This window comes from Pseudomonas citronellolis, from assembly GCF_900112375.1.
Lineage (GTDB): Bacteria > Pseudomonadota > Gammaproteobacteria > Pseudomonadales > Pseudomonadaceae > Pseudomonas > Pseudomonas citronellolis.
The window spans coordinates 41,675-62,324 of record NZ_FOLS01000019.1 but is presented as its reverse complement, the minus strand read 5'-3'; the positions used below and the strand labels follow the sequence as shown (position 1 = coordinate 62,324).

Annotated in this window: 17 protein-coding genes; 6 read left to right on the top strand and 11 right to left on the bottom strand. The window is 69.5% G+C overall.

All coding sequences use genetic code 11. The annotated features are described in order from the left end of the window. Positions 1-80: 80 nt before the first annotated feature. Complete coding sequence (locus BM060_RS18455; protein WP_074981716.1) at positions 81-749, bottom strand: response regulator; 669 nt, start codon at positions 747-749, stop codon at positions 81-83. Further along, positions 746-2,140: an ATP-binding protein gene (locus tag BM060_RS18450; protein ID WP_074981713.1), complete on the bottom strand. Its 1,395-nt coding sequence runs from the start codon at positions 2,138-2,140 to the stop codon at positions 746-748. Before BM060_RS18450 ends, BM060_RS18455 begins: the two co-directional genes overlap by 4 nt. A 152-nt stretch (positions 2,141-2,292) precedes the next feature. Between BM060_RS18450 and BM060_RS18445 the strand changes: the two genes are divergently transcribed. From BM060_RS18445 to BM060_RS18435, 3 genes are read left to right on the top strand one after another with little or no spacing between them, the layout of a single operon-like run. Continuing rightward, positions 2,293-3,468: an efflux RND transporter periplasmic adaptor subunit gene (locus BM060_RS18445; protein ID WP_074981711.1), complete on the top strand. Its 1,176-nt coding sequence runs from the start codon at positions 2,293-2,295 to the stop codon at positions 3,466-3,468. A gap of 9 nt (positions 3,469-3,477) precedes the next feature. Beyond that, positions 3,478-6,597: an efflux RND transporter permease subunit gene (locus BM060_RS18440; protein WP_074981709.1), complete on the top strand. Its 3,120-nt coding sequence runs from the start codon at positions 3,478-3,480 to the stop codon at positions 6,595-6,597. Then, complete coding sequence (locus BM060_RS18435) at positions 6,597-7,976, top strand: efflux transporter outer membrane subunit (protein ID WP_074981706.1); 1,380 nt, start codon at positions 6,597-6,599, stop codon at positions 7,974-7,976. The genes BM060_RS18440 and BM060_RS18435 overlap by 1 nt, the downstream gene beginning before the upstream one ends. Positions 7,977-7,979: 3 nt before the next feature. Here BM060_RS18435 and BM060_RS18430 read toward each other — a convergent pair whose 3' ends face one another. Both BM060_RS18430 and BM060_RS18425 read right to left on the bottom strand, forming a co-directional pair. Further along, a complete protein-coding gene (locus BM060_RS18430) occupies positions 7,980-9,239 on the bottom strand; it encodes a HAMP domain-containing sensor histidine kinase (protein WP_074981704.1) in 1,260 nt (419 codons plus the stop codon). Continuing rightward, complete coding sequence (locus BM060_RS18425) at positions 9,236-9,925, bottom strand: response regulator transcription factor (protein WP_074981846.1); 690 nt, start codon at positions 9,923-9,925, stop codon at positions 9,236-9,238. The genes BM060_RS18430 and BM060_RS18425 overlap by 4 nt, the downstream gene beginning before the upstream one ends. Positions 9,926-10,150: 225 nt before the next feature. Between BM060_RS18425 and bamA the strand changes: the two genes are divergently transcribed. Further along, entirely contained in the window at positions 10,151-12,520 is a 2,370-nt protein-coding gene (gene bamA, locus BM060_RS18420; RefSeq protein WP_074981702.1) for an outer membrane protein assembly factor BamA, read from the top strand. A 124-nt stretch (positions 12,521-12,644) separates the two neighbouring features. Next, positions 12,645-13,049, top strand: coding sequence for a hypothetical protein (locus BM060_RS18415; RefSeq protein ID WP_058490058.1), 405 nt, complete (start codon positions 12,645-12,647; stop codon positions 13,047-13,049). Positions 13,050-13,535: 486 nt separating this feature from the next. Here the strand turns inward: BM060_RS18415 and BM060_RS18410 are convergent, their stop codons facing one another. The 7 genes from BM060_RS18410 to BM060_RS18380 all read right to left on the bottom strand — a co-directional run bounded on the left by BM060_RS18410 (position 13,536) and on the right by BM060_RS18380 (position 19,269). Beyond that, entirely contained in the window at positions 13,536-13,979 is a 444-nt protein-coding gene (locus tag BM060_RS18410; RefSeq protein ID WP_074981700.1) for a nuclear transport factor 2 family protein, read from the bottom strand. Next, entirely contained in the window at positions 13,976-14,362 is a 387-nt protein-coding gene (locus tag BM060_RS18405; protein WP_074981844.1) for a steroid Delta-isomerase, read from the bottom strand. The genes BM060_RS18410 and BM060_RS18405 overlap by 4 nt, the downstream gene beginning before the upstream one ends. Then, a complete protein-coding gene (locus BM060_RS18400; RefSeq protein WP_074981698.1) occupies positions 14,359-15,561 on the bottom strand; it encodes an acetyl-CoA C-acyltransferase in 1,203 nt (400 codons plus the stop codon). Before BM060_RS18400 ends, BM060_RS18405 begins: the two co-directional genes overlap by 4 nt. 100 nt (positions 15,562-15,661) lie before the next feature. Next, complete coding sequence (locus tag BM060_RS18395; protein WP_074981696.1) at positions 15,662-16,120, bottom strand: MaoC family dehydratase; 459 nt, start codon at positions 16,118-16,120, stop codon at positions 15,662-15,664. Between the two features lies 1 nt (position 16,121). Next, the gene (locus BM060_RS18390) at positions 16,122-16,904 is read right to left on the bottom strand and encodes an SDR family oxidoreductase (protein ID WP_074981694.1); all 783 of its coding nucleotides are present in this window, start codon (positions 16,902-16,904) and stop codon (positions 16,122-16,124) included. A 5-nt stretch (positions 16,905-16,909) separates the two neighbouring features. Beyond that, positions 16,910-18,109, bottom strand: a complete 1,200-nt coding sequence (locus BM060_RS18385; RefSeq protein WP_074981693.1) for an acyl-CoA dehydrogenase family protein — start codon at positions 18,107-18,109, stop codon at positions 16,910-16,912. Continuing rightward, positions 18,106-19,269 (bottom strand): acyl-CoA dehydrogenase family protein, encoded by a 1,164-nt coding sequence (locus BM060_RS18380; protein WP_074981691.1) that lies wholly within the window; start codon positions 19,267-19,269, stop codon positions 18,106-18,108. The genes BM060_RS18385 and BM060_RS18380 overlap by 4 nt, the downstream gene beginning before the upstream one ends. Before the next feature lie 417 nt (positions 19,270-19,686). Between BM060_RS18380 and BM060_RS18375 the strand changes: the two genes are divergently transcribed. Next, positions 19,687-20,232, top strand: coding sequence for an REP-associated tyrosine transposase (locus tag BM060_RS18375; RefSeq protein ID WP_074981689.1), 546 nt, complete (start codon positions 19,687-19,689; stop codon positions 20,230-20,232). The last annotated feature ends 418 nt before the right edge of the window (positions 20,233-20,650 follow it).

Below are 20,650 nucleotides of genomic sequence, written 5' to 3'. Positions count from 1 at the left end.
GACTCCGTCCGCGATTCGTGCGCAGGGCGCGCTCCTGCAGGGGCATGGTTGTGTGCCCGAGGCGCGGGAGAAACGCCGCCCTACCCGGCCTCCAGGCTGTAGCCCACGCCGTACACCGAGCGGATCGGGTCGTGCCCCGGGGCCACCGCCGCCAGTTTGCGCCGCAGGTTCTTCACGTGGCTGTCGACGGTGCGGTCGGCGACCACGCGGTGGTCCTGGTAGATGTGGTTCATCAGCTGGTCGCGGGACAGCACCTGACCAGGGCGCGCGGCCAGGGCGGCGAGCATGCGGAATTCCACCGGGGTGAGGTCCAGCGCCACGCCCAGGTAGCGCGCCTGGAAGGCCCGCGGGTCCAGTTCCAGGCCCAGGCTCGGCGCCTGGGCGCCGCTGCGGCGCAGCACGGCCTTGACCCGCGCCACCAGCTCGCGGGGGGAGAAGGGTTTGCAGATGTAGTCGTCGGCGCCCAGTTCCAGGCCGAGCAGGCGGTCGATCTCCTCGACCCGCGCGGTCATCATGATCAGCGGCATGCGGCTGAAGCCGCGCAGCTCGCGGCAGATGTCCAGGCCGTCGCGGCCGGGCAGCATCAGGTCGAGCAGCAGCAGGTCGTAGGCCTTGCCGCGCAGCGCCGGGATCACCGCGTTGCCGTCGGCGAGGTGTTCCACCTGGTAGCCGGCGACACGCAGGTAGTCGCCCACCAACGCGGCCAGCTTGGGTTCGTCTTCCACCAGCAGGATGTCGCCCTGGCTCATGGCGCGTCTCCGGCCTGCGGCAGTTCCAGCGTCATCAGCAACCCTCCCATGCTCGATGCCCGGGCGCTCAGGCGGCCGCCGTGCACCTCGGCGATGCCGCGGCAGATCGCCAGGCCCAGGCCGGTGCCGCCGCTGGCGCGGTTGCGCGAGCGCTCGGCGCGGTAGAAGCGCTCGAACAGGCGCTCCAGCGCCGCCGCATCCACGCCCGGCGCGGAATCCTCGCACTGTACCAGCACCCGTTCGCCCTCGCGCAGCGCGCGCAGCACGGTGCGGCCGCCGGGGTCGGTGTAGCGCCGGCTGTTCTCCAGCAGGTTGTGCAGCAGTTGGCCCAGACGCGACTCGTCGCCCAGCACCCACAGCGGCTCGTCGGGCAGCTCCACGTCCAGGGCCAGGCCGCGTTCGGCGAAGCCGGCGCGGAAGGCGTCGGCCACCACCGGCAGCAGCACCCGCAGGTCGATGCGCTCGCGGCGGTAGGTGGGCCCGCCGACCTCGGCCAGGGACAGGTCGAAGAGGTCGTCCACCAGCTTGGCCAGGGCCCCCACCTCGGCCTGCAGCGAGCGCAGGGCGGCGCCGTCCAGGGGGCGGATGCCGTCCTCCATGGCCTCCAGCTCGGCGCGCATCACCGCCAGCGGGGTGCGCAGTTCGTGGGAGATGTCGGCCATGAAGTCGCGGCGCAGGCGTTCGTTGCTGGCCAGGGTGGCGGCCATGCGGTTGAAGTCGGCGGCCAGCTGGCCGGCCTCGTCGGCCGAGCGCACCGGCAGCTGGATGGCGTAGTCGCCAGCGGCCAGGCGATGGGTGGCTCCGGCCACCTGGCGGATCGGCCGCAGCAGGCTGCGGGTGAGCCACCAGGCGATCACCGCCGTGGCCAGCAGGCAGGCCAGGCCGATGAGCAGGCTGGAGCGCAGTTGGTTGAGTTGGAAGCGCCGGTCGCCGACGCTGGTAACCGACTGCAGCGGCGCCAGGGCCATCCAGCCGACCACCTGGCCCTGGTGGCGGATCGGCCGCAGGACCATCTCCCGCGGCGGCGCCTTGTAGCCGATGATCAGGCGCTGCGCCTCGTCCAGCAGGGCGAAGCGGACGAAGGCGCCGGTGAGGTCGGAGACGGTCAGCAGGCTGGGGTCGAAGTCGCGGTCCTGGGTCGCCGCGTCGGGGCGCAGCATGTCGAACCACTGTTCGTGGTCGCGGCGGATGAAGTCCCAGCTGCCGTGGGTGGCGAAGGCCCGCTCGGCGCGCGGGACGATGAGTTCCATGCGCTCCTCGGCCTGCTGGTTGAGGTAGCCGAGGAAGCCGTACCTGAGGCTCAGGTAGGCGGCGAAGACCATGCCCAGCACGGCGAAGGCGCAGACCGCCAGCATGGCCAGGAAGAATTTGCTGGAGAGGCTGATTTTCATGGCACCGCCGGGCTCTGTCGGGATGCCGCCATTGAAGCGCGGCCCCCGCGGCCCTTCAAGGCGCGGCGGGCAATCTCCCAGATTTCTGCACATTGCCTGCACATTCGCCGAGCACCCTTGACGCTGAATCCAACCCAGGATCGGAGTCCCGGATGTCCCCCCTCGCCCCCCCGCTTTCCTCGCTGGCCCGCGCCCTGTTGCTGGGCGCCGGCCTGCTCGCCCTGGGCGGCTGCCTCGACGACGAGGCGGCCGCGCCGCAAGCCGACCTGCAGGAGGTCGGCATCTACCAGGTGCGCAGCGCGCCCCAGGCGCTCAGCCTCACCCTCCCCGGCCGCGCCAGCGCGCACCTGGTGGCGGAGATCCGCCCGCAGGTCGGCGGCATCATCCAGCGGCGGCTGTTCGAGGAAGGCCAGACGGTGAAGGCCGGCCAGGCGCTGTACCAGATCGACGCACAGCCCTACGAGGCCGCCCTGGCCCAGGCCGAGGCCAGCGTCACTTCCGCCCGCGCCACCCTGAAGGCGGCCGAGCTCAAGGCCCGGCGCGATGCCCAGCTGGTGAAGATCGACGCCATCAGCGCGGAGGACAACGAGAGCGCCCAGGCCGCGCTGCTGGAGGCCCGCGCCAGCCTGCAGTCGGCCCAGGCGGCGTTGAAGACGGCACGCATCAACCTGGGCTACACGCGGATCGACGCGCCGATCTCCGGGCGCACGGCCACCTCCTCGGTCACCGCCGGCGCGCTGGTCACCGCCGAGCAGACCACCGCCCTGACCACGGTGCAGCAGCTGGACCCGATCTACGTCGACTTCACCCAGCCCAGCACCACCCTGCTGCGCCTCAAGCGCGAGCTGGCCGAGGGCAAGCTCGCCCCCGCCGAGGCGCAGGACGCCACGCGCATCAGCCTGCAGCTGGAGGACGGCAGCGCCTACGCCCACGACGGCACCCTGACCTTCAACGGCGTGAGCGTCGACGAGAGCACCGGCAGCGTGACCCTGCGCGCCCTGGTGCCCAACCCCGAGGGCCTGCTGCTGCCGGGCATGTACCTGAAGGCGACGCTGCAGGAGGGCGTGCAGCCGGACGCCATCCTGGTGCCGCAGCAGGGCGTGGCCCGCGACGAGCGCGGCCAGGCCAGCGCCCTGGTGGTGGTCGACGGCAAGGTCGAGCAGCGCCAGCTGAGCCTGGCCCGCGCGGTGGGCAACCGCTGGTGGGTCGACAAGGGCCTGGCGGACGGCGACCAGCTGATCGTCCAGGGCGCGCAGAAGGTCCGCGTCGGCCAGCAGGTCAAGACCCTGGACGCGCAGCTGACCGCGCAGAACGACGCGCGCGACTGAGGACCCGCCATGGCACGCTTCTTCATCGACCGGCCCATCTTCGCCTGGGTGCTCGCCATCCTGGTGATGCTCGGCGGCACCCTGGCCATCTTCCAGCTGCCGCTGGCCCAGTACCCCAGCATCGCGCCGCCGCAGATCCGCCTCAGCGCCACCTACACCGGCGCCTCGGCCAAGACCATGGAAGACTCGGTGACCCAGGTCATCGAGCAGCAGATGACCGGCCTGGACGGCCTCACCTACATGTCCTCCAGCAGCAGTTCGGCGGGCAGCGCCAGCATCACCCTGACCTTCGACGCCGGCACCGACATCAACACCGCGCAGATGCAGGTGCAGACCAAGCTGGAGCAGGCCAAGGCGCGGCTGCCCGACGAGGTGCAACAGCAGGGCATCGAGATCCGCAATTCCTCCAGCGACTTCCTGATCATCCTCTCGCTGGTCTCGGACAACCCCGAGGTCGGCGCCACCGACATCAGCGACTTCATCGCCAGCACCCTGTACGACCAGGTCAGCCGCGTCAGCGGCGTCGGCGAGGTGACCACCCTGGGTTCCAGCTACGCCATGCGCATCTGGCTGGACCCGGACAAGCTCAAGCAATACTCGTTGATGCCCTCGGACATCAGCAGCGCCCTGCAGGCGCAGAACGTCGACACCTCCGCCGGCCAGCTCGGCGCCCTGCCGGCGCGCCCGGGGCAGCAGCTCAACGCCAGCATCAACGCGCGCAGCAAGCTCAAGACCGCGGCGCAGTTCCGTGAGGTGGTGCTCAAGTACGCCAGCAACGGCGCCGTGGTGAGCCTCGGCGACGTGGCGCGGGTGGAGCTGGGCAGCGAGAGCTACGACGTGGTCGCCGAGCACGGCGGGCGCCCCTCCGGCGGCCTGGCCATCAGCCTGGCCACCGGCGCCAACGCCCTGGACGTGGCCGAGGCGGTGCAGGCCAAGGTGGCCGAGCTGCAGCAGTTCTTCCCCAGCCGGCTGCAGCTGCGCGCCGAGGTGGCCTACAACACCGCGCCCTTCGTGAAGATTTCCATCGAGGAGGTGGTCAAGACGCTGTTCGAGGCCATCGCCCTGGTGGTGCTGATCATGTACCTGTTCCTGCAGAACCTGCGCGCCACGCTGATCCCGGCGATCGCCGTGCCGGTGGTGCTGCTGGGCACCTTCGGCGTGCTGGCGCTGATGGGCTACTCGATCAACACCCTGACCATGTTCGCCATGGTCCTGGCCATCGGCCTGCTGGTGGACGACGCCATCGTGGTGGTGGAGAACGTCGAGCGGATCATCGCCGAGCGCGGCCTGTCGCCACGGGAGGCCACGCGCGAGTCGATGGGCGAGATCAGCGGCGCGCTGGTGGGCATCGCCGTGGTGCTCTCGGCGGTGTTCGTGCCCATGGCCTTCTTCGGCGGCTCCACCGGGGTGATCTACCGGCAGTTCTCGGTGACCATGGTCGCCGCCATGACGCTGTCGGTGCTGGTGGCCATGACCCTCACCCCGGCGCTGTGCGCCACCCTGCTCAAGCCTGGCCACGGCCAGCCGCGGCACGGCTTCTTCGGCTGGTTCAACCGCAACTTCGAGGCCGGCTCGCGGCGCTACCAGCGCGGCGTCGGCAACCTGCTGGCGCGGCCCGTGCACGCGCTGGCGGTCTACGCGCTGGTACTGGCCGGCGTCGGGCTGATGTTCCACAAGCTGCCCACCGCGTTCCTCCCCGAGGAGGACCAGGGCATGCTGATGATGCAGATGACCCTGCCGGTGGGCGGCACCGACGAGCGCCTGCAGGCGGTCACCCGCCAGGTGACGGACTACCTGCTGCAGCAGCCGGAGGTGGACTCGGTGCTCACCGTGCGCGGCCTGGGCAACGGCGGCAACGCGCAGAACAGCGGCCGCGGCTTCATCAAGCTCAAGGACTGGAGCCAGCGCCAGGGCGAGGCGCACAGCGCGGCGGCGGTGGCGCGGCGGGCCAACCGGGCGCTGGCCGGGATCATCGATGCCGACGTCTTCGTCATCGCCCCGCCGGCCATCCAGGGCCTGGGCGAAAGCTCCGGCTTCGACGTCGAGCTGCAGGACCTCGCCGGCCTCGGCCACGCCGAGCTGCTGGCGGCGCGCAACCGCTTCATCGAACTGGCCCGCCAGGACCCGCGCCTGGCCAACGTGCGCGCCCAGGGCCTGGAAGACACCCCGCAGCTGGACCTGCACATCGACGACCGCAAGGCCGGCGCGCTGGGCGTGGCCGCCAGCGACATCAACGACACCCTGAGCGTGGCCCTGGGCGGCAGCTACGTGAACGACTTCCTCGACGCCGGGCGGGTGAAGAAGGTCTACCTGCAGGGCGACGCCGACAAGCGCATGCAGGCCGAGGACATCGGCGACTGGTACGTGCGCAACGACCAGGATGCCATGGTGCCGCTGGCCACCTTCGTCAGCACCGGCTGGAGCACCGCCTCGCCGCTGCTGGAGCGCTACAACGGCTTCGGCGCCTACGAGATCGTCGGCGAGCCGGCCGCCGGCGTCAGCTCCGGCGACGCCATGGCCGCGGTGCAGGCGATCATGGCGCAGCTGCCCGAGGGCATCGGCTACGCCTGGACCGGGCAGTCCTACCAGGAACGCCTGGCCGGCAACCAGGCGCCGCTGCTCTACGCCATTTCCATCCTCTTCGTGTTCCTTTGCCTGGCGGCGCTCTACGAGAGCTGGTCGGTGCCCTTCGCGGTGATGCTGGTGGTGCCCCTGGGCATCCTCGGCGCCCTGGCCCTGACCGGCCTGCGCGGGCTGTCCAACGACGTCTACTTCCAGGTCGGGCTGCTGACCACCGTGGGGCTGGCGGCGAAGAACGCCATCCTCATCGTCGAGTTCGCCAAGGAAGGCTACGACCGCGGCCAGGACCTGCTCGCCGCGACCCTGGAAGCGGTGCGCATCCGCCTGCGCCCGGTGCTGATGACCTCGCTGGCCTTCATGCTCGGCGTGCTGCCCCTGGCGCTGAGCCAGGGCGCCGGCGCCGGCGGGCGCCAGGCGATCGGCACCGGCGTGCTCGGCGGCATGCTCGCGGCGACCCTGCTGGGCCTGTTCTTCATTCCCCTGTTCTACGTGCTGGTGCAGCGCCTGGTTGCGCGCCGTGCCCCGGCCACCGTCGAAGGAGACGCCTGATGCGCACCTCCCCTCTTCCCTTGCTGCTGGCCCTGCTGCTGGGCGGCTGCGTCAACCTGGCGCCGGACTACCAGCGCCCCGCCGCGCCGGTGGCGGCGCAATGGCCCGGCGCCGCGCCGGCCGGCGCCAGCCAGGCCGACGTCGACTGGCGCGAGTTCTTCGTCGACGCCCGCCTGCGCGACACCGTGGCCCGCGCCCTGGCCAACAACCGCGACCTGCGGGTGGCGGCGCTGAACGTCGAGTACCAGCGCGCGCAGTACCGCATCCAGCGCGCCGAGCTGTTCCCGGCGGTCTCGGCCAGCGCCGAGGGCACCCGCCAGCGCGCGCTCTCCGACGGCACCACGGCGGTCAGCAGCCAGTACAGCGTCGGCCTGGGCGTGAGCAGCTACGAGCTGGACCTGTTCGGCCGCCTGCGCAACCTCAAGGACGCCGCCCTGGAGGACTACCTGGCCCTGGAGCAGACCCGCCGCAGCACGCAGATCAGCCTGGTGGCCGAGGTGGCCAGCGCCTGGATGACCCTGGCCGCCGACCAGCAGTTGCTCAAGCTGGCCAGCGACACCCACGCCAGCCAGCAGAAGACCTACGAGCTGGTGCAGCGCAGTCACGGCCTGGGCGGCGAGTCCGGGCTGAGCCTGGCGCAGGCGCGCAGCACGGTGGAATCGGCGCGCGCCGAGGTGGCCAGCTACGCCAGCCAGGTCGAGCAGGACCGCAACGCCCTGGAACTGCTGGTGGGCGAACGCCTGGACGCCAGCCTGCTGCCGGGCGACACCGGCCTGGACGCCGCGCTGCTGGTGACGGTGCCGGCGGGCCTGCCGTCGAGCCTGCTGCAACGCCGCCCCGACGTGCTCGCCGCCGAGCACACGCTCAAGGCGGCCAACGCCGACATAGGCGCGGCGCGCGCGGCCTTCTTCCCCAGCGTGAGCCTGACCGCCAGCGGCGGCAGCGCCAGCGGCGAGCTGTCCGGGCTGTTCAAGTCCGGCAGCCGCGCCTGGAGCTTCGCCCCCTCGATCAGCCTGCCGATCTTCGACGCCGGCAGCAACCAGGCCGGCCTGGACGCCGCGAAGATCACCCGCGACATCGACGTGGCCAACTACGAGAAGGCCCTGCAGACCGCCTTCAGCGAAGTGGCCGACGCCCTTTCCGTGCGCAGCCACATCAACGAGCGCCTGGACGCCCAGCGCGAACTGACGGCGGCCACCGACAAGAGCTACGACCTGTCGCTGGCGCTGTACAAGCAGGGTTCGGACAGCTTCCTGGAAGTGCTGGACGCACAGCGCTCGCTGTATTCCGCGCAGCAGACGCTGATCAGCCTGGAGCTGGCCGAGCAGGTCAACCGCGTCACCCTCTACAAAGTGCTAGGCGGCGGTTGGCAAGGCTAACGCTTAGAACAGGCGCGGCAACTCGATACGCACCAACAGCCCGCCGCCCTCGGCGGGCTCGGCGCTGATCCGCCCGTGGTGCAGTTGCACCGCGCGGCTGGCGATGGCCAGGCCCAGGCCGAAGCCGTCGGGGCCGGCGTCGGGGCCGCGCTCGAAGGGTTCGAAGATGCGCCCCAGGCGGCTCTCGTCGACGCCCGGGCCGTGGTCGCTGATGCACACCACCAGGCGTTCGCCGCCCTCCACCAGGCTCGCGCCCACGCGCACCTCGGTGCCCGCCGCGGTGTAGCGCACGGCGTTGCGGATGACGTTCTCGAAGGCCCGGTAGAGCAGCTCCTCGTGGGCGCGGCCGAGGAACGGCTGCTCGGCTACAAGGCGCACCTGGCAGCCCTTGCCCGCCGCTTCGAAGCGGGCGTCCTCGACTATCTGCGCCAGCAGCTCGACGACGTCCAGCAGGCGGTATTCGCCGCTGTCCTGGCGCGACTGCGCCCGCGCCAGGGTGAGCAGTTGCTCGATCAGCTCGTCCATGCGCCGCGACTCGCGCTCGATGCGCTCCAGCATGCCGGGCTGCCCCGGTGCCTGCCGCAGCAGGCCGATGGCGGCGCTCATCCGCGTCAGCGGCGAACGCAGCTCGTGGGAGATGTCGTGCAGCAGGTGCTGCTGCGCCTCCACCAGCGCCTTGAGCTGCCCGGCCATGCGGTCGCAGTCCTCGGCCAGGTCGACGATCTCGTCGCGGCGCCGCCCCAGGCGCGGCTTGACGCGCACCTCGAAGCGGCCCTGGGCGACCTGGCCCATGGCCTGGCGCAACCAGGCCAGCGGCCGCGCCAGGTACTGGCTGAGCAGCAGGGCGAAGAGCGCGCTCATCAGCATGCCGGTGAACAATGGGCCCAGGCTGCGCGGCGGCGGCGCCTGGTCGAGGGTGGTGGCGGCCGAGGCGCGCAGCAGCAGGCGATGGCCGTCCTGGCTGGTGACCGCCTGCTCGAAGCGCACCTGGGCCACGGCGCGCCCGGCCAATAGAGCGCCCTGGGTGTCGTAGAGGCCGACCTGGACGTCCGGCTGCTGCGGCGACACCTCCAGCAGCTGGCGCCCCGCCGCTTCGCCGAAGCGCTGCAGCAGGCGCACCTCGGTGGCCAGCAGCGAGCGCAGCGCCGGGGTGTCGCCGCGCAGCTCGTCGAACATGAAGGCGCCGGCGCCCACTAGGAAGGTCAGGCTGTTGGCCAGCCAGAAGGCCAGGAACAGCTTCCAGAACAGCCGCCCGCGCTTCATTCGACGATCAGCAGGTAGCCCATGCCGCGCACGCTCTGGATCCAGCTGCTGCCGTCGGCGCGCGGGCCAAGCTTCTGGCGGATGCTGCTGACGTGCACGTCGATGCGCCGGTCGTAGCGGGTCAGCGGGCGGCCCAGGGCGTCCAGCGACAGGTCCTGCTTGCTGACCAGTTGCCCGGCCCGGCGCACCAGCACCTCCAGCAGGCTGAACTCGGTGCCGGTCAGTTCCAGCGGCTGGCCATGCCACAACGCCTGGCGCTTGCCGGGCCAGAGCGCCAGGGCGCCGCTGCCGACGGCCTCCGGCGCGCTGCCGAGCGGCACCTGGGGCTGCACCCGGCGCAGGATGGCGCGCAGCCGCGCGACCAGCTCGCCGGGCGAGCTGGGCTTGGGCACGTAGTCGTCGGCGCCCAGTTCCAGGCCGGCGATGCGGTCGATGTTGTCGCCCCGCGCGGTCAGCAGCAGAACCGGCACCTGGCTGCGCGCGCGGATGCGCCGCAGCACCTCGATGCCGGACAGGCCCGGCAGCATCACGTCCAGCACCACCAGGGCGTAGGCGCCGCCCAGGGCCTCGGCCTCGCCCTCCTCGCCGGTGCCCACGGCGGTGGCCTGGAAACCCTCGCGGGCCAGGTACTGGCTGAGCATCTCGGTGAGTTCGCGGTCGTCATCGACCAGCAGTACGGGAATCATGCAGGGCACGCGGTTCAAGGCCTGGAGGGCGCAATGATCCCTTCCGCGGGGCCGCCCTGTCACCGCCGCGCGGGCAAACTTTACACATCTTTACCCTGGGTTAACCGCGCCGAACACAGCCCACTCTTATCCTCATCGGCCGCCAGCCCGGGCCGGGCGGCAGCGCCCGGACGATCGCCGTGCGAACCGTCCGCGCCCCCTGCCACCGCCTGTCTGGAAGTCACGATGCGCCCTACCCGCCTGCTGTTCCCGATCCTGCTGTTCAACGCCGCCCTGGCCCACGCCGCAGGCTTCAAGATCGCCGACATCCGCGTCAACGGCCTGCAGCGCGTCTCCGCCGGCAGCGTGTTCGCCGCCCTGCCGCTGAACGTCGGCGACCAGGCCGACGACCACGCCCTGGTGGAAGCCTCGCGCTCGCTGTTCCGTACCGGTTTCTTCCAGGACATCCACCTCGGCCGCGACGGCAGCGTGCTGGTCATCGACGTGGTCGAGCGCCCGTCCATCTCCGGCATCGAGATCGAAGGCAACAAGGCCATCAGCACCGAGGACCTGATGAAGGGCCTCAAGCAATCCGGCCTGGCCGAAGGCGAGATCTTCCAGCGCGCCACCCTCGAAGGCGTGCGCAACGAACTGCAGCGCCAGTACGTGGCCCAGGGCCGCTACTCGGCCACCATCGAAACCCAGGTCACTCCGCAGCCGCGCAACCGCGTGGCGCTGAAGATCACCGTCAACGAAGGCACGGTGGCGGCCATCGCCCACGTCAACGTGGTCGGCAACACCGTGTTCTCCGACGAGGACCTGACCGGCCTGTTCGAGCTGAAGGAAAGCAACTGGCTGTCCTTCTTCAAGAACGACGACAAGTATTCCCGCGAGAAGCTCTCCGGCGACCTGGAACGCCTGCGCTCCTACTACCTGGACCGCGGCTACATCCACATGGACATCGCTTCCACCCAGGTGTCCATCACGCCGGACAAGAAGCACGTCTACATCACCGTCAACATCAACGAGGGTGAGAAGTACAAGGTCCGCGAAGTGAAGCTGACCGGCGACCTCAAGGTGCCGGAAGAGGAAATCAGGAAGCTGATGCTGGTCGAGCCGGGCCAGGTGTTCTCGCGCAAGGTGATGACCTCCACCTCCGACCTGATCACCCGCCGCCTGGGTAACGAGGGCTACACCTTCGCCAACGTCAACGGCGTGCCCGAGGCCCATGACGACGACAAGACCGTGTCCATCACCTACGGGGTCGACCCGGGCAAGCGCGCCTACGTCAACCGCATCAACTTCCGCGGCAACACCAAGACCGAAGACCAGGTGCTGCGCCGCGAGATGCGCCAGATGGAAGGCGGCTGGGCCAGCACCTACCTGATCGACCAGTCCAAGCAGCGCCTGGAGCGCCTGGGCTACTTCAAGACGGTCAACGTCGAGACCCCGGCGGTGCCCGGCACCGACGACCAGGTGGACGTCAACTACAGCGTCGAGGAGCAGGCCTCCGGCTCGCTCAGCGCCAGCGTCGGCTTCTCCCAGAGCGCCGGGCTGATCCTCGGCGGCTCCATCAGCCAGAGCAACTTCCTCGGCACCGGCAACTACACCAGCATCGGCCTGACCCGCTCGGAGTACCAGACCAAGTACAACTTCGGCTTCACCAACCCCTACTTCACCACCGACGGCGTGAGCCTGGGCTACAACCTGTTCTACAGCAGCACCGACTACAGCAAGTACTACGACGACGATGACGAGGTGTCGTACTACTCCCTCGACAGCTTCGGCGCCGGCGTCAGCATCGGCTACCCGATCAGCGAGACCTCGCGCCTGACCTACGGCCTGACCCTGCAGCACGACGCCATCAGCCCCGGCACCTACAGCGCCGACGAGATATACGACTTCATCGCGCGCGAGGGCAAGAGCTTCAACAACCTCAAGGCCTCCATCGGCTGGTCCGAATCCACCCTGAACAAGGGCGTGCTGGCCACCCGCGGGCATTCCCAGAGCCTGACGCTGATGGCCACGGTGCCCGGCAGCGACCTGTCGTTCTACAAGCTCGACTACAGCGCCCAGCGCTTCGTCCCGGTCACCGACCGCACTTCGCTGCGCCTGCACACCAGCCTGGGCTACGGCAACGGCTACGGCTCCACCGACGGCCTGCCCTTCTACGAGAACTACACCGCCGGCGGCCTGGGCTCGGTGCGCGGCTTCAAGGACGGCACCCTGGGCCCGCGCAGCACCCCGGCCACCGGCAACTACTCCAGCGCCGGCCAGGCCTACTACTCCGACCGCGACGCCGAGGTGTTCGGCGGCAACATCCTCATCGCCGGCGGCGTCGAGTACCTGTTCCCGCTGCCCTTCGTCAAGGACCAGAGCCAGCTGCGCAGCACGCTGTTCTGGGATGCCGGCAGCGTCTTCGCCGACAAGTGCTACCTGTCCACCACCCAGGGCTGCGGCAACGTCAGCCTCGACCAGATGGCCATGTCCATGGGCGTCGGCCTGACCTGGTACAGCCCGCTGGGCCCGCTGAGCTTCAGCCTGGCGACGCCGCTGAAGAAGCCCGACGGCGCCGAGACCGAGGTGTTCCAGTTCTCCCTCGGGCAGACCTTCTGAGGCGCGCAATTACCCGCCTTTACCCCGGCTTAACCCAAGTTCACAGTCGCCTTCCCTATGCTGGCGGCACCTGTTCCGGCGGCCGCCCCGGCCGCCGCCCTGCCACTCAGAACCCGGGACGACCATGGGCCAGACCGACCCCACCGCGCTGCTGGAAGAAGTGCCGCAGCAACTGCTGCACGACGTGCAGCGGCAACTGGCGCGCATCCTCGGCGCGCACTTCACCGCCACCCTCGCCGGCAGCGGCGGGCGCAACGGCGCCAGCCACTACCACCTGGCCATCCGCCACGCGCCCAGCGGCCTGTCGGTGGAACACCAGGGCACGGTGGCGCCGCCCTTCATCGAGGAGCTGTTCGCCCTCGCCTGGCGCATGAAGGCCATGCTCGAATCCGCCGAACTGCAACGCCTGGACAAACCCGGCCCGGTGCGCCGCCTGGCGTGGATCAGCGAACTGGTCTGCCCGGCGGAACTGCAAAAGGTAGCCGCCAGCCTCTACCCCTCGGCCCGGGTGCTGCTGCCCCAGGGCTGAGCGACAGCGAAACCCATCACCACAACCGCACGAGCGAGCACGGCTCCTCGTAGGAGCGAGCTTGCTCGCGAACGGTGCTTACCGGCGGCAGCTGTGTTTCGGGTTGACCCCGCCCCCTCACCCCAGCCCTCTCCCGGAGGGAGAGGGAGCTGTCCGGCGCGAGGGGGAAGTTTGGAGTCATCCTGATACTCCTCACTCCCCCGTCGTTCCTGCGCGGGAGCGTAGGGCGTATAACCGTTCGCGGTTATACGCCGTTGGTGGGGCACCGATGCCATCGTGACTGTAGGAGCGAGCTTGCTCGCGAACGGAGTTTCCTGGTGGCGTAGGTGCTAGGGTTAAGAGCGCCCTCTCCCCAGCCCTCTCCCTGAAGGGAGAGGGGGCGTTTGGAGTGAAGGGAGAATCCTGAGTCAGCCTGAAACTCCTCCCCCCGTCATTCCCGCGAACGCGGGAACCTAGAGACTGCTATGTTCGCGAGCAAGCTCGCTCCTACGAAGAACCATTCCGGGCGACTTCGAAGTGGGCGCGGAAGACGGTTTCCACGATCAGCCATTGACCATCGATGCGCCGGTAGCGGTCCTGATAGAACCCACCCAACTGCCGCGTAGCGCCGGTCTCGCCGTCGCAGTTCTGATAGTGCAGCGCCCAGCGCGCGCAGGCGTTCTCTTCATCTTCCAGCTCGATTTCCGGATTGGCCGCATGGTGCAAGTCGATCACCCGCGGCACGCAGGCCAGTTCGCGGTACAGCGCCAGGAACGGCTCACGACCATGGAAGGTGCCCAGCGGACCATAGTCGATCAGCACCGCACCGCTGGCGAAGCAGGCGCGGATGGCGTCCACGTCCTTCAGGTCACAGGCGTTGAGGTAGCGGTGCTTCAACAGGCGGATGGCTTCCAGGGCCTCCAGGCGGGCGATGCGCTGTTCCAGGTTCATTCCGGCCTCCGCTCCAGGTTCATCTCGCCCCAGTAGGCCTTCATCGAACGGATGCGGCCCTGGGCGTCGAACTCCATCACGTCGATCGCGTGGATGCTGCAGGGCTCGCCGTTCCAGTTGAGGTCGACGCGGAACGGCATGGCGCCGCAGCCGTTGCCGGTGACGCGCACCGGCCCGGTCAATTGGGCACTGGCCTCGGCGCGGCCCAGGCCCTCGCGGTAGAAGCGGGCGATGGCCTGCAGGCCCTGCAGCGGCGGCGAACCCACCGGGTCCTCCACCACCGCGTCGTCGGCGTACAACGCGAGGATGCCGTCGATGTCGCCGGCGTCCACCAGTTCCACGTAGCGCGCCATGCGCCGGCGGATCAGCTGCGCGTCCATCAGGCCACCTCGAACAGCGCCGCGGCGCCCATGCCGCCGCCGATGCACATGGTCACCACCACGTAGCGCACGCCGCGTCGGCGGCCCTCGATCAGCGCGTGGCCGACCATGCGCGCGCCGGACATGCCGAACGGGTGGCCGATGGCGATGGCGCCGCCGTTGACGTTCAGGCGCTCGTCGGGGATGCCCAGCTTGTCCTGGCAGAACAGCACCTGGCAGGCGAAGGCCTCGTTGAGTTCCCACAGGCCGATGTCGTCCACCTTCAGCCCGTGGCGCTGGAGCAGCCTGGGCACCGCGAACACCGGGCCGATGCCCATCTCGTCGGCGTTGCAGCCGGCCACTGCCAGGCCGCGGTAGATGCCTAATGGGCGCAGGCCGCGGCGCTCGGCCTCGCGGGCTTCCATCAGCAACGACGCCGAGGCGCCATCGGACAGCTGCGAAGCGTTGCCGGCGGTGACGAAACGCCCCGTCCCGCTCCACTGGCCGCCCTGCCATACCGGCTCCAGGGCCGCCAGGCTCTGCAGGCTGGTGTCGGCGCGGTTGCATTCGTCGCGCTCGATCAGCACCGATTCGTGGCGGCTTTCGCCGGTTGCCTTGTCGACCACCAGGCGCTGCACTTGCAGCGGCAGTATCTCGTCGGCGAACAGGCCATTGCGCTGGGCGGCGGCGGTGCGCTGCTGGCTGCGCAGGGCGTAGGCGTCCTGGGCCTCGCGGCTGATGCCGTAGCGCGCAGCGACTATCTCGGCGGTCTCGATCATCGGGATGTAGGCCGCCGGGTCGCGCTCCAGCACCGCGCGGGACTGGTTGCGGTAGGCGTTCTTGTGCTTGTTCTGCACCAGCGAGATGGACTCCAGGCCGCCGGCCACGGCGATGTCCAGCTCGTTGCAGGCGATGGATTTCGCCGCCAGGGCGATGCTCATCAGCCCCGACGCGCACTGGCGCTCCACGGCCATGCCGGCCACGCTCGACGGCAGGCCGCCGGCGATGGCACAGAGGCGCCCGAGGTTGTAGGCCTGGGTACCCTGCTGGGCGGCGGCGCCGATGATCACGTCCTCCACCTCGCCCGGCTCGACGCCGGCGCGGCGCACCGCCTCGGCCACCACCGCGCCGCCCATGAGCGGCGCCTCGGTGTCGTTGAAGGCGCCGCGGAAGGCCTTGCCGATGGCGGTGCGGGCGGTGGAGACGATGACGGCTTCTCTCATGTGCGATTCCTCGGGTTGTTGTAGGAGCGAGCTTGCTCGCGAACCGTTGCTGCTGCGGGGGCCGGGGTTCGCGAGCAAGCTCGCTCCTACGAAGAGCCCCTTACGCGGGGTAGTAGCGGCTGATGGTGTCCACCACGCAGCCGGGGCGGTCTTCGCCGTCGATCTCGACGCTGACGCGGATGGTCGCCTGCACCGCGCCCTTCACCGCCTCGGCGGCGACCAGCTCGGCGCGGCCGCGGACCCGCGCGCCGGCCTTCACCACGTTGGGGAAGCGCACGCGGTCGCAGCCGTAGTTGACGCCCATGGCGATGCCGCGCACTTCGACTATCTGCGGCAGGAACAGGTTGACCAGCGCCAGCGTCAGGTAGCCGTGGGCGATGCAGGCGCCGTAGGGGCCGCTGGCCGCGCGCACGGGGTCGACGTGGATCCACTGGTGGTCGCCGGTGGCCTCGGCGAACCGGTCGATGCGCGACTGTTCGACGCTCAGCCACTCGCTCTCGCCCAGGGTTTCGCCGACGCAGGCCAGCAATTGTTCGGGGTGTTCGAAGACGCGTGGCATGTCAGGCCCTCTGGCTGGAGACCGAGAGCACTTCGCCGGTCATGTAGGAGCTGTAGTCGCTGGCCAGGAACATCATCACGTTGGCGATCTCCCAGACTTCCGCGGCGCGGCCGAAGGCCTCGGTGGAGGCCAGCTTGTCCAGCAGTTCCTGGGGCGCGGATTTGCGCAGGAAGTCGTGCAGGGCGATGCTCGGGCTAACCGCGTTGATGCGGATGCCGTGTTCCGCCGCCTCCAGCGCGGCGCAGCGGGTCAGCGCCATCACTCCGGCCTTGGCGGCGGCGTAGTGGCTCTGCTCCTTCTGCGCGCGCCAGCCGAGCACCGAGGCGTTGTTCACGATGACCCCGGCGCGGCGTTCCATCATGTGCGGGAGCATGGCGCGGGTCATGCGCATGGTGCCGGTGAGTGTCACGTCGAGCACGCGATTCCACTCTTCATCCGTCATCTCCACCAGCATGCGGGAACCGCCGAGGCCGGCGTTGTTGATCAGCACGTCGACGCCGCCCAGGCGCTCTTCGGCGACGGCCACCAGGGCGCGCACCTGGGCCTCGTCGGTGACGTTGCAGACCTGCCCGTACACCGCCTGCAGCCCGCAGGCCTGGCGGATGCGCTGCACCGCCTCGGCCAGGCGGCCTTCGTGGACATCGCTGACCATTAGCGCCCGGCAGCCTTCCTCGGCGGCGCGCAGGGCGGCGGAAAAGCCGATGCCGGCGCCGGCGGCGGCGGTGATCAGCACCGACTTGCCGCGCAGCAGGCCACGGCCGGATACGTATTCGGGTTTGAGCATCGTTGTCACTCCTGGCGGGGCGTCTTGGGTTCGCGGGGCAGGCCGAGGGCGCGCTCGGCGATGAGGTTGCGCTGGATCTCGTTGCTGCCGCCGTAGATCGTGTCCGAGCGACTGAACAGGAACAGGCCCTGCAGGCGGTTCAGCGCGTAGGGCGCGCCGTCGAGGATTTCCGCCTCGGCGCCGAGCACGTCCATGGCCAGCTTGCCCAGGCGCGCGTGCCAGTCGGCCCAGCACAGCTTGTAGATCAGCGCCTCGCGGCGCAGGCTGCCGTCCTGGGCGCCGGAGAGCATGCGCAGCGAGTTGTAGCGCAGCACCTTGAGCCCGCCCCAGGCCTCGGCCAGGCGCTGGCGCAGCAGCGGGTCGCGGGCGGCGCCATTGGCGCGGGCGATGCGGATGACCTCGTCCAGCTCATTCTGGAACTGCATCTGTTGGCCGAGGGTGGACACCCCGCGCTCGAAGCCCAGCAGCGCCATGGCGATCTTCCAGCCGTCGCCCGGCGCGCCGAGCAGGTTGTCGGCGGCGGTCTCGGCGTCGTCGAAGAACACCTCGTTGAACTCCGAGGTGCCGGTCAGTTGCTCGATGGGCCGCACCGTGATGCCCGCCTGGCGCATGGGCACCAGCAGGAAGGCCAGGCCCTGGTGGCCGACGCTGCCCGGCTCGCAGCGGGCGATGACGAAGCACCAGTCGGATTCGTGGGCCAGGGAGGTCCAGACCTTCTGTCCGTTGATCTTCCAGACGTTGCGCTCGGCGTCGAAGGTGGCGCGGGTCTTCACCGCCGCCAGGTCGGAGCCGGCGCCCGGTTCGGAGTAGCCCTGGCACCAGAACTCGCGGCCACTGACGATACCCGGCAGCAAACGGCGCTTCTGCTCGTCGCTGCCGAAGGCGGCGATGGTCGGCCCGGCCAGGCCCTCGCCGATATGGCCCATGCGCCCGGGGCCGCCGGCGCGGGCGTATTCCTCATGGAAGATCACCTGCTGGTTGATCGACAGGCCGCGCCCGCCGTGCTCCTGCGCCCAGCCGACGCAGGTCCAGCCGCCCTCGGCGAGCTTGCGCTCCCAGGCCTTGCGCTCCTCGGGGAAGGAGTGCTCGTCACCGGGGCCGCCACGGAAGCGCAGCGGCTCGAATTCGCCGCGCAGGTTGTCCGCCAGCCAGGCGGCCACTTCGGCGCGGAAGGCTTCGTCGGCGGCATCGAATCCGATCTTCATGGGCGTTCCTCCAGGATGGCCGCGGCGATGCGTTCGCGGTGCCAGGCCGGGCTGCCGAACAGGCCCTCGCCGGCGCGGGCGCGCTTGAAATACAGGTGCGGGTCGTACTCCCAGGTGAAGCCGACGCCGCCGTGCAGCTGGATGGATTCGGCGGCGCAGTGGAAGAAGGCTTCCGAGGCGTGGGACTTGGCCACCGCGGCAGCCAGGGGCAGCTCGGCGGCGAGGCCGGCGTCGCCCTCCCCCAGCGCTTCCTGGGTCACGCAGGCGGCGTAGTAGAGCGCCGAGCGGGCGCATTCCACCTGCAGCATCATGTCGGCCATGCGGTGCTTGAGCGCCTGGAAGCTGCCCACCGGGCGGCCGAACTGGCGGCGCTCCTGGGTATAGGCGACGGTGAGATCGAGGGCCTGCTGGGCGCCGCCGACCTGCTCGGCGGCCAGGGCCACGGCGGCCAGTTGCAGGACCTTTTCCAGCTTCGGCCAGGCGCCGCCGGCGTCGCCCAGCAGGGCGTCGGCGGGCAGGTACAGGCCGTTCAGTTCGATTTCCGCCAGTTGGCGGGTCTGGTCCAGGGTCGGCAAGGCGCGGCGTTGCAGGCCGGCGCTGGCGGCGGGCACGGCGAACAGGCTGACGCCCTCCTCGCCCTGGCTGCCCTGTCGGCGTGCGGGAATCAGCAGCAGGTCGGCGCTGTGGCCGTCGAGCACCGGGCGCAGGCGGCCGTCGAGAACGAAGCCGGCGCCTTCGGCACGCGCCTGCACCTGTATGGCACCGGCCGTGGGCGCGCCTTCGGCGCCCAGGGCCAGGGTGGCGCCCAGGCTGCCTTCGGCCAAGCCGGGCAGCCAGCGTGCCTGTTGCGCATCATTGCCGAGCACGCGCAAGGCGCACACGGCCAGGGCGCAGGCGAAGAACGGCAGCGGCGCCAGGCGCCGGCCCAGTTGTTCCTGGACGATGGCCAGCTCGACGAAGCCCAGCCCCAGGCCGCCATGGGCCTCGGGCACCAGCAGGGCCTGCCAGCCGAGTTCGTCGCGAACGCGCTGCCAGAGCGCCAGGTCATGCCCGCCGGCGGCCATGGCCGCGCGCACGGCGCTGGAGGGTGAAGCATCGGCGAGGAAGCTCTCCGCGCTGTCGCGGATCATCTGCTGCTCGTCGGTGAAGGCGAATTCCATGGGAAGCGGCCCTGTCGTTTCGGATGGCCGCAGTCTGGCGGGAGTCGGTGCGAGAGGAATCGTCCGAATGGACGTGGGGCAAAACACCAATGTCCGATGGAGCGTAGGGCGTATAACCGTTCGCGGTTATACGCCGCCACACCGCAAATGATCCCAAATGTCCCTGTTCAACCCGAAGCCCCCGCAACCAGCGCACCCGAGCCACCCCGGAAACACCCTGCGCCCATTGCCAAACTCTCCCGGAATCCACGCCAAGCTTGAAATTGGCGTTGACGAGGGCATCGGTGAAACGGCGTACAACCGCGAACGGTTGTACGCCCTACGTCCGAATCTGTTGTCAGGGGAATGGTGCCTCGCACTTTCCGCAAATGGATCCGGGTACGCTGGAGCTTCTGTTCGGACACATGGACGGTCCAGATGCCCAACTACCGACGTGCCTGGGTACCCGGCGGCACCTATTTCTTCACCGTCACCCTCGTCGACCGCCACGCCGATCTGCTGGTGCGTGAAATCGATCTGCTGCGCCGCATGATTGTCCAATGCAAGCGCCACCACCCTTTCCAGGTTGATGCCTGGGTGGTACTGCCGGAGCACATGCATTGCCTCTGGACGCTGCCTCCCGGCGACCACGATTTCGCCACACGCTGGAAGGTCATCAAATCGGGATTCTCGCGTCGTCTTGCCGAAGGGGATCCCCTCTCCCTGGCGCAACGCCGACGTGGACAGCGGAGCATCTGGCAGGCCCGCTACTGGGAACACCTGATCCGCAGCGAGCAGGATTACCGACGTCATTTCGATTACATCCACATCAACCCGGTGAAACATGGGCTGGTGAGCACCGTGAAGGACTGGCCGTTCTCGACGTTCCACCGAGCGGTTGCCGAAGGAATCTACCCCGTGGACTGGGCGGGCGATCAGTCCCTGAACCTGAACGCGGCAGAGCGCGATGGAGGGATGGGATGAGCGTAGGGCGTATAACGCTCCGCGTTATACGCCGGTTGGCCTTGGTTGCGGGGCGCTTCGGGTTGAACTGCGGCATTCGTGATCACTGGTGGTGTGGCGGCGTATAACCGCGAACGGTTATACGCCCTACATCTGCCGGGTTTGGTGTAGGGCGTATAACGCTCCGCGTTATACGCCGGTTGGCCTTGGTTGCGGGGCGCTTCGGGTTGAACTGCGGCATTCGTGATCACTGGTGGTGTGGCGGCGTATAACCGCGAACGTTATTTCGCCCTACTTCTCCTGGGTTTGGCGTAGGGCGTATAACGCTCCGCGTTATACGCCGGTTGGCCTTGGTTGCGGGGTGCTTCGGGTTGAACAGCAGCATTCGTGATCGCTGGCGGTGTGGCGGCGTATAACCGCGAACGGTTATACGCCCTAC

Excerpts from the sequence above, each read along its gene's own strand:
- BM060_RS18455 (WP_074981716.1), bottom strand. The coding sequence starts at position 749 with ATGAGCCAGGGCGACATCCTGCTGGTGGAAGACGAACCCAAGCTGGCC.
- BM060_RS18450 (WP_074981713.1), bottom strand. The coding sequence starts at position 2,140 with ATGAAAATCAGCCTCTCCAGCAAATTCTTCCTGGCCATGCTGGCGGTC.
- BM060_RS18445 (WP_074981711.1), top strand. The coding sequence starts at position 2,293 with ATGTCCCCCCTCGCCCCCCCGCTTTCCTCGCTGGCCCGCGCCCTGTTG.
- BM060_RS18440 (WP_074981709.1), top strand. The coding sequence starts at position 3,478 with ATGGCACGCTTCTTCATCGACCGGCCCATCTTCGCCTGGGTGCTCGCC.
- BM060_RS18435 (WP_074981706.1), top strand. The coding sequence starts at position 6,597 with ATGCGCACCTCCCCTCTTCCCTTGCTGCTGGCCCTGCTGCTGGGCGGC.
- BM060_RS18430 (WP_074981704.1), bottom strand. The coding sequence starts at position 9,239 with ATGAAGCGCGGGCGGCTGTTCTGGAAGCTGTTCCTGGCCTTCTGGCTG.
- BM060_RS18425 (WP_074981846.1), bottom strand. The coding sequence starts at position 9,925 with ATGATTCCCGTACTGCTGGTCGATGACGACCGCGAACTCACCGAGATG.
- bamA (WP_074981702.1), top strand. The coding sequence starts at position 10,151 with ATGCGCCCTACCCGCCTGCTGTTCCCGATCCTGCTGTTCAACGCCGCC.
- BM060_RS18415 (WP_058490058.1), top strand. The coding sequence starts at position 12,645 with ATGGGCCAGACCGACCCCACCGCGCTGCTGGAAGAAGTGCCGCAGCAA.
- BM060_RS18410 (WP_074981700.1), bottom strand. The coding sequence starts at position 13,979 with ATGAACCTGGAACAGCGCATCGCCCGCCTGGAGGCCCTGGAAGCCATC.
- BM060_RS18400 (WP_074981698.1), bottom strand. The coding sequence starts at position 15,561 with ATGAGAGAAGCCGTCATCGTCTCCACCGCCCGCACCGCCATCGGCAAG.
- BM060_RS18395 (WP_074981696.1), bottom strand. The coding sequence starts at position 16,120 with ATGCCACGCGTCTTCGAACACCCCGAACAATTGCTGGCCTGCGTCGGC.
- BM060_RS18390 (WP_074981694.1), bottom strand. The coding sequence starts at position 16,904 with ATGCTCAAACCCGAATACGTATCCGGCCGTGGCCTGCTGCGCGGCAAG.
- BM060_RS18385 (WP_074981693.1), bottom strand. The coding sequence starts at position 18,109 with ATGAAGATCGGATTCGATGCCGCCGACGAAGCCTTCCGCGCCGAAGTG.
- BM060_RS18380 (WP_074981691.1), bottom strand. The coding sequence starts at position 19,269 with ATGGAATTCGCCTTCACCGACGAGCAGCAGATGATCCGCGACAGCGCG.
- BM060_RS18375 (WP_074981689.1), top strand. The coding sequence starts at position 19,687 with ATGCCCAACTACCGACGTGCCTGGGTACCCGGCGGCACCTATTTCTTC.